Origin of the sequence: Chitinophaga sp. (assembly GCF_035564935.1) — a bacterium.
Classification (GTDB): domain Bacteria; phylum Bacteroidota; class Bacteroidia; order Chitinophagales; family Chitinophagaceae; genus Chitinophaga.
The window spans coordinates 1-5,391 of the sequence record NZ_DATMTE010001111.1 but is presented as its reverse complement, the minus strand read 5'-3'; the positions used below and the strand labels follow the sequence as shown (position 1 = coordinate 5,391).

The following is a 5,391-nucleotide window of genomic DNA, read 5'->3' as shown; positions in this document are numbered from 1 at the left end:
AGAAAGTAAAAGCAGCCCACCAGGCGCACACCAAATACCAGATGAACAACGACCAGGATATTGGCAATGCATCGGGTAAAGTAATGTTGCGTGAGCTGGAAGAGAAGCTGGAAGCAGCTTTGATGGCGCTGCCGGAAAAATGCCGCACCGTTTTTCAGCTCAGCCGCTTCGAAGAACTGAAATACCAGGAAATAGCAGATCGCCTGGATATCTCTATAAAAACTGTGGAAAACCAGATGGGCAAAGCGTTACGTTTATTGCGGCTCAACCTGGTGGATTTCCTGCCTTTGTTAATAATTTTGCTCCACCTGTAAAAGCGCCTCCGTGAAAAATACATCTACACATATAAACGATGACCTGCTGGTGAAACACCTGCTGGATATCAACACACCATCTGAAAAGGCAGCTGTGACCGCATGGCTTGCAGAGAAAGCGGAGCACCAGCGCTATTTTGAACACTTCCGCCTCATATGGGAAGAAAGCCGCAAACTGGCTGCTGTAAGCACGGTGAATGAAAACGATGCATGGTCGCGCTTCCGGCAACGGGTAGGAGCCGGTGAAAATACTACCCGCATTGTAAAAATGGATACCGGCTTTTCCTGGAGACCCATACTCCGCATTGCAGCCGTACTCATTATCATGATAGGCGCTGCCGGCGCATGGTATATATCCCAACACCGTAATACCCCGCTGATAGTGAGTTCGGGGGAACAGATCAAACAGGATGTATTGCCGGATGGCTCCCAGGTAACACTGAATAAACAATCTACCATCACCTATGCCGGTAATCGTAAACAACGCTCGGTAAAACTGGAAGGTGAAGCATTTTTTGACGTGGCGCAGGATGCAGGCAAACCTTTTGTGATAAAAGTAAATGATGTAACGGTAAGAGTACTCGGTACTTCCTTCAATGTTAAAAGCACACATGGTAAAACTGAAGTGATCGTGGAAACCGGCGCCGTGGAAGTAACCAAAAACAACAACAGCGTGCAGCTGAAACAGCATGAAAAAGCAGTGATCACCGAACAACAGGAAGCGCCCAGCAAGCAAAACAACACAGATGAACTGTACAGCTACTACCGTACCCAAACATTTGTATGTAACAATACCCCTTTGTGGAAATTGGTAGAGATCCTGAATGAAGCATATGGCGTAAACATCGTTATCGCTAACAATGATAAACGCGATTTACAGATTAATTCTACCTTTACCAACAGTTCGCTGGATAGTACTTTAAAAGTGATCGGGCTTACTTATGAGATTGCCGTTGAAAAACAGGGATCACAAATTATACTGAAATAATAGCCTTCGTACTGTATGTTACCACCTAAGCATTTGCTGACCTTCTTATTTGTTTGTTGTTTTTCACTACCACTGGCTGCACAGCAGCTGCTTAATAAAACCGTTAGCATTGAAGCAAAACAGCGGCCGCTTTCGGAAGTACTGACCACCATCAGCAAACAGGGAAATTTTTATTTCTCCTATCTCAGTACTATCCTCCCGCAAGACAGCCTGGTAAACATCTCTGCAAAAAATAAAAGTGTAAAACAGGTACTCGATCAATTATTCAATGGTGATTTTGTATATAAAGAATCGGGGAACTATCTTATTCTGCTGAAGAAATCGCAGGGGCAGGTATACTACCTGATCAGCGGGATAGTCACGGACCGTAAAACAGGACAACGGCTACCCAATGCGAGTGTGTATGAACGACAGCAACTCATTTCTACCTTAACAAACAACGACGGTTACTTCAGGCTGCGGTTAAAGGATAAATATCCTACCGCAGCCATTAGTGTTAGTAAGGATCTCTATGCCGACACTTCATTGCTGCTCACTACCGGCTACGACCAGGAGATAGCGGTAAGTATTGCCCCTGCTACGTATCAGCTGAAAGTGGTAGATATTACCGGGCATACCCGGGTGGAAAAAACCTGGTTTGGCAACGCATTTTTATCCTCCCGTCAAAAGCTGACCAGTTTGAACATCGGTGGCTTCCTGGCTGATAAGCCTTACCAGGTATCGCTTACACCGGGCCTGGGTACTCACGGCCGGATGAGCGGACAGGTAGTGAATAAGTTTTCCATGAATATGCTGGGTGGCTATGCTGCTGGCGTGGATGGTGTGGAAATAGGCACCGCGTTCAATATCGTGAAAAATGATATGCAGCATGTACAGGTATCGGGGCTGATAAATATAGTAGGTGGAAAAACAAAAGGCGTGCAGATAGCCGGGTTTCACAACAATGTGCTGGACTCTATGAAAGGCGTGCAGATAGCAGGGGTTAGCAATATTACAGAAGGCAGTATGGAAGGGGTGCAACTTACCGGCGCCATTGGCCAGGTGCGTAAAAATATGGAAGGTGTATCTATTAGTGGTATTGGCGGCATTAATCGCGGACATACCCGGGGCTGGCAGGTAGCGGGCGCCTTCACCTATAATGGTAAAAACCTGGATGGGCTGCAACTGAGCGGCATAGGCAACTACAATAAAGAAGACGCCCACGGCGCCCAGATCACGGGTGTGGGTAATATCAACCGCGGAGTGATGAAAGGCGTGCAGATTGCCACCTTTTTCAACTATGCAAAGCAAATGGACGGTGTGCAGATTGGCCTGGTGAATATTGCAGATACGGTGAACGGATATAGTATCGGTATCATCAATATTGTGCGCAGGGGTTACAGGAAAGTAGTACTGTTCAGTACCGATGTGCTGCCTTTTAATATTGCCTGGAAGACCGGCCGCAGTGAGCTATACAGCATCCTGCTGGGGGGCGGCGACTTTGGGGAAAACAGCAAGGCATGGTCGCTGGGTTACGGTATAGGAAAAATCATTCCATTCAATAAAACATTGTCTTTATCCACCGAAATCACCGGGCAGAATATTTTCCTCGGCGCCTGGGAAAATGATGCCCAGATCTTCCGTTTGCAACCTTCTCTAAACATAAAATTATCCAAACGAATCAGCCTGTTTGCAGGACCTGCTTTAGCCATTTATACCGATGATAAAGTAGTGCCCATGCCGGGTTATAAATCCACCGATTTTGGCGCGCACTACCCTTCTTTTAAGATAGGCAATTCAGTTACTATGTGGATGGGATGGCAGGCTGGCATCAGTCTTTTTTAAATTTCCATTTTTGCATAGGGGTATAAGTTCTTCAACGTGTCGTTATACAGTACGAAATAACTAACACACCATGAGAACATTTTACTTCAGCAGCCGGATCATTTGTTTTTTTGTTTCCGTTTTATTCTTTGCTACTGCGGCGTATGCGCAAACGCCGCTGACCAGTCCCGCGCATATCGGTTTTGTGTATCCATTGAGCAGCAATGGAAAAAATGCAGCAGCTTATACCAATCATTTTTCATTGCATATTATTGCCGGTGTATCCAAAGCTGAAACCGGCGTAGCCATTGCGGGCATTTCCAATATCATTAAAGACAGCGCCACCGGTGTAGAAGTAGGCGCTTTTTCCAATCATATCGGCAAAACATTTCACGCTGCTACGGTGGCTGGTTTCATGAACCAGGTAAAAACCAGTGGTAACGGGGCTATGGTAGCAGGATTCCTGAACCTGGCCGGCAGCATGCACGGTTTCCAGATGGCGGGTTTTGCCAACCTGGTACCGCATAATGTGGAGGGTACACAGGTAGCCGGTTTTATGAATATGGCCGCTAATAATTCACAGGTGCAGGTAGCAGGTTTTACCAATATTGCAAAGAAAGATGCCAACGTGCAGGTGGCAGGCTTTATAAATACAGCTGAAAATGTGCATTCGCAGGTGGCCGGTTTTGTTAACATTGCAAAAAAAGTAAAAGGTGTACAGATAGGTTTTATCAACATTGCCGATAGCAGCGAATGTCCTATAGGTGTGATCAACATCGTGAAGGGCGGGGAAAAGCAGGTGAGTGTAAGCATCGATGAAACCGCCACCACTATTGCTTCTTTCAAATCCGGTGGAAAAATATTGTATGGCATCCTCGGGGTGGGATATAATTTAAAAGATAACCCTGATCCGCTGTATGCCCTGCAGGCCGGTATTGGCGCGCACCTGCCGCTGTTATCACATTTCAGGATCAATGCGGAAGCTACCACCATGGTGCTTACCGATTTCAAAAAGGGGTATTACCATCGCCAGTCGCTGGGCATATTTCCCGCCTATCGCTTTGGCAGCAAGGTAGAAGTATTTGCAGGTCCTACATTTAATTTTGTGCAAACAGAACACGGGGTGGGAGAAGGGATCAACAACCATTTTATCTGGTCGGAATACAGGAGGAACAACAAGTTTCACGGCGCATACATCGGGGGAACAGCGGGTGTACAGGTAAGGATATAATTGTTATTTAGCGGAGGAAACGGGCTTCCTCCGCTAAATTTTTTTATTTTGAGATCGTCTATTTCAGCACATTCGCTTCCAGCATTGCAGGTACAATGGCGTTGCCGGCTGCATCCAGTGTAAAATCGGCCGGTCCTGCAATCAGTTCCTGATTCAGTGTGATAATACGGCCGCTGGCCAGATCCAGTTTAAGCAGTACTCCCTTCTTTTCGAAAGCTACCCAGTCGGATATGATCAGTTGTTTATTGCGATCCGTGAGCGCAATGCCGTCATAATAACCCAGCCTGTTTGTAAGTGGAGTAAATACTTTTTCCGCGGCGTTCATATCAATGTAACCTATTTGCCCAACGGGCATATTATTGCTGCCAAACCCGCATACATACAGCTTGCTGCTGCGGGCATCGTATGCCACGCCATTGGCGCCTTTTATGGGATTAGTATATACCAGTTCTTCCGCACGGGGAGCTTTCCCCAGATGTACCAGGAAGAGTTTATTTACATCTGTAGCAGAGGCCACCAGGGTGGAGTCGTTGATAGCGGTAATATCGTTGAGGAAAGCAGTAGCCGGCGCAAGGTTTATATTGTACAATTGTGCGCCAGACGTAATATCATATCCTTTCACTTTATCGATATCTGCTACAAAGAGGATATGATGCAGGAGGAATGCACCTTTGGGAGCATCCAGGCCTGTGGCTAGTACCTGGTGATCTCCATTTTTATTCATCCGGAAAATGATCCCGTTACCATCTTTTTTTGTAGGATTTGCTCCTTCGCCCAGGTCGGCAATATAGTAGCTGCTGTTATCGGTAGCTACGCTTTCGGGGGCGTGCATGAACGAGGCGTTATTAAGCCGCTGCTGTGCAAAGGTATGGCCGGCCATCAGGATGAAAGCCATCATGGGTATGCGTTTCATAGCTAATTGTTATTTTTTGTCAAAGGTATTACTGCGGGGAATGAGGCAGTAGCAGGAACCGTTCAAAAAATAGCATTTTTGGTTCGCTGGGCACTTTTAGGGGTAGTGCCGTATAGTTGCCGGTATTGTTTTATAAAATAAG

At 46.4% G+C, this 5,391-nt stretch carries 5 protein-coding genes; 4 read left to right on the top strand and 1 reads right to left on the bottom strand.

The window, feature by feature from the left end:
* The 4 genes from VN105_RS28720 to VN105_RS28705 all read left to right on the top strand — a co-directional run.
* Positions 1–314, top strand: a 314-nt coding sequence (locus tag VN105_RS28720; protein WP_325646758.1) for a sigma-70 family RNA polymerase sigma factor, incomplete at its 5' end; no start/stop codon positions are given.
* A gap of 10 nt (positions 315–324) precedes the next feature.
* Complete coding sequence (locus tag VN105_RS28715) at positions 325–1,302, top strand: FecR family protein (RefSeq protein WP_325646756.1); 978 nt, start codon at positions 325–327, stop codon at positions 1,300–1,302.
* A gap of 15 nt (positions 1,303–1,317) precedes the next feature.
* A complete protein-coding gene (locus VN105_RS28710) occupies positions 1,318–3,126 on the top strand; it encodes an STN and carboxypeptidase regulatory-like domain-containing protein (protein WP_325646754.1) in 1,809 nt (602 codons plus the stop codon).
* A 70-nt stretch (positions 3,127–3,196) separates the two neighbouring features.
* Entirely contained in the window at positions 3,197–4,336 is a 1,140-nt protein-coding gene (locus VN105_RS28705) for an LA_2272 family surface repeat-containing protein (RefSeq protein WP_325646752.1), read from the top strand.
* A gap of 58 nt (positions 4,337–4,394) precedes the next feature.
* On the opposite strand, the gene VN105_RS28700 is transcribed toward VN105_RS28705, so the two are convergent.
* On the bottom strand, positions 4,395–5,249 hold the full coding sequence (locus tag VN105_RS28700) for a hypothetical protein (protein ID WP_325646750.1): 855 nt from the start codon (positions 5,247–5,249) through the stop codon (positions 4,395–4,397).
* Between the last annotated feature and the right edge of the window lie 142 nt (positions 5,250–5,391).

Bases quoted from the DNA above. Each gene is read 5' to 3' on its own strand.
- VN105_RS28710 (WP_325646754.1), top strand. From the start codon at position 1,318: ATGTTACCACCTAAGCATTTGCTGACCTTCTTATTTGTTTGTTGTTTT.
- VN105_RS28705 (WP_325646752.1), top strand. From the start codon at position 3,197: ATGAGAACATTTTACTTCAGCAGCCGGATCATTTGTTTTTTTGTTTCC.
- VN105_RS28700 (WP_325646750.1), bottom strand. From the start codon at position 5,249: ATGAAACGCATACCCATGATGGCTTTCATCCTGATGGCCGGCCATACC.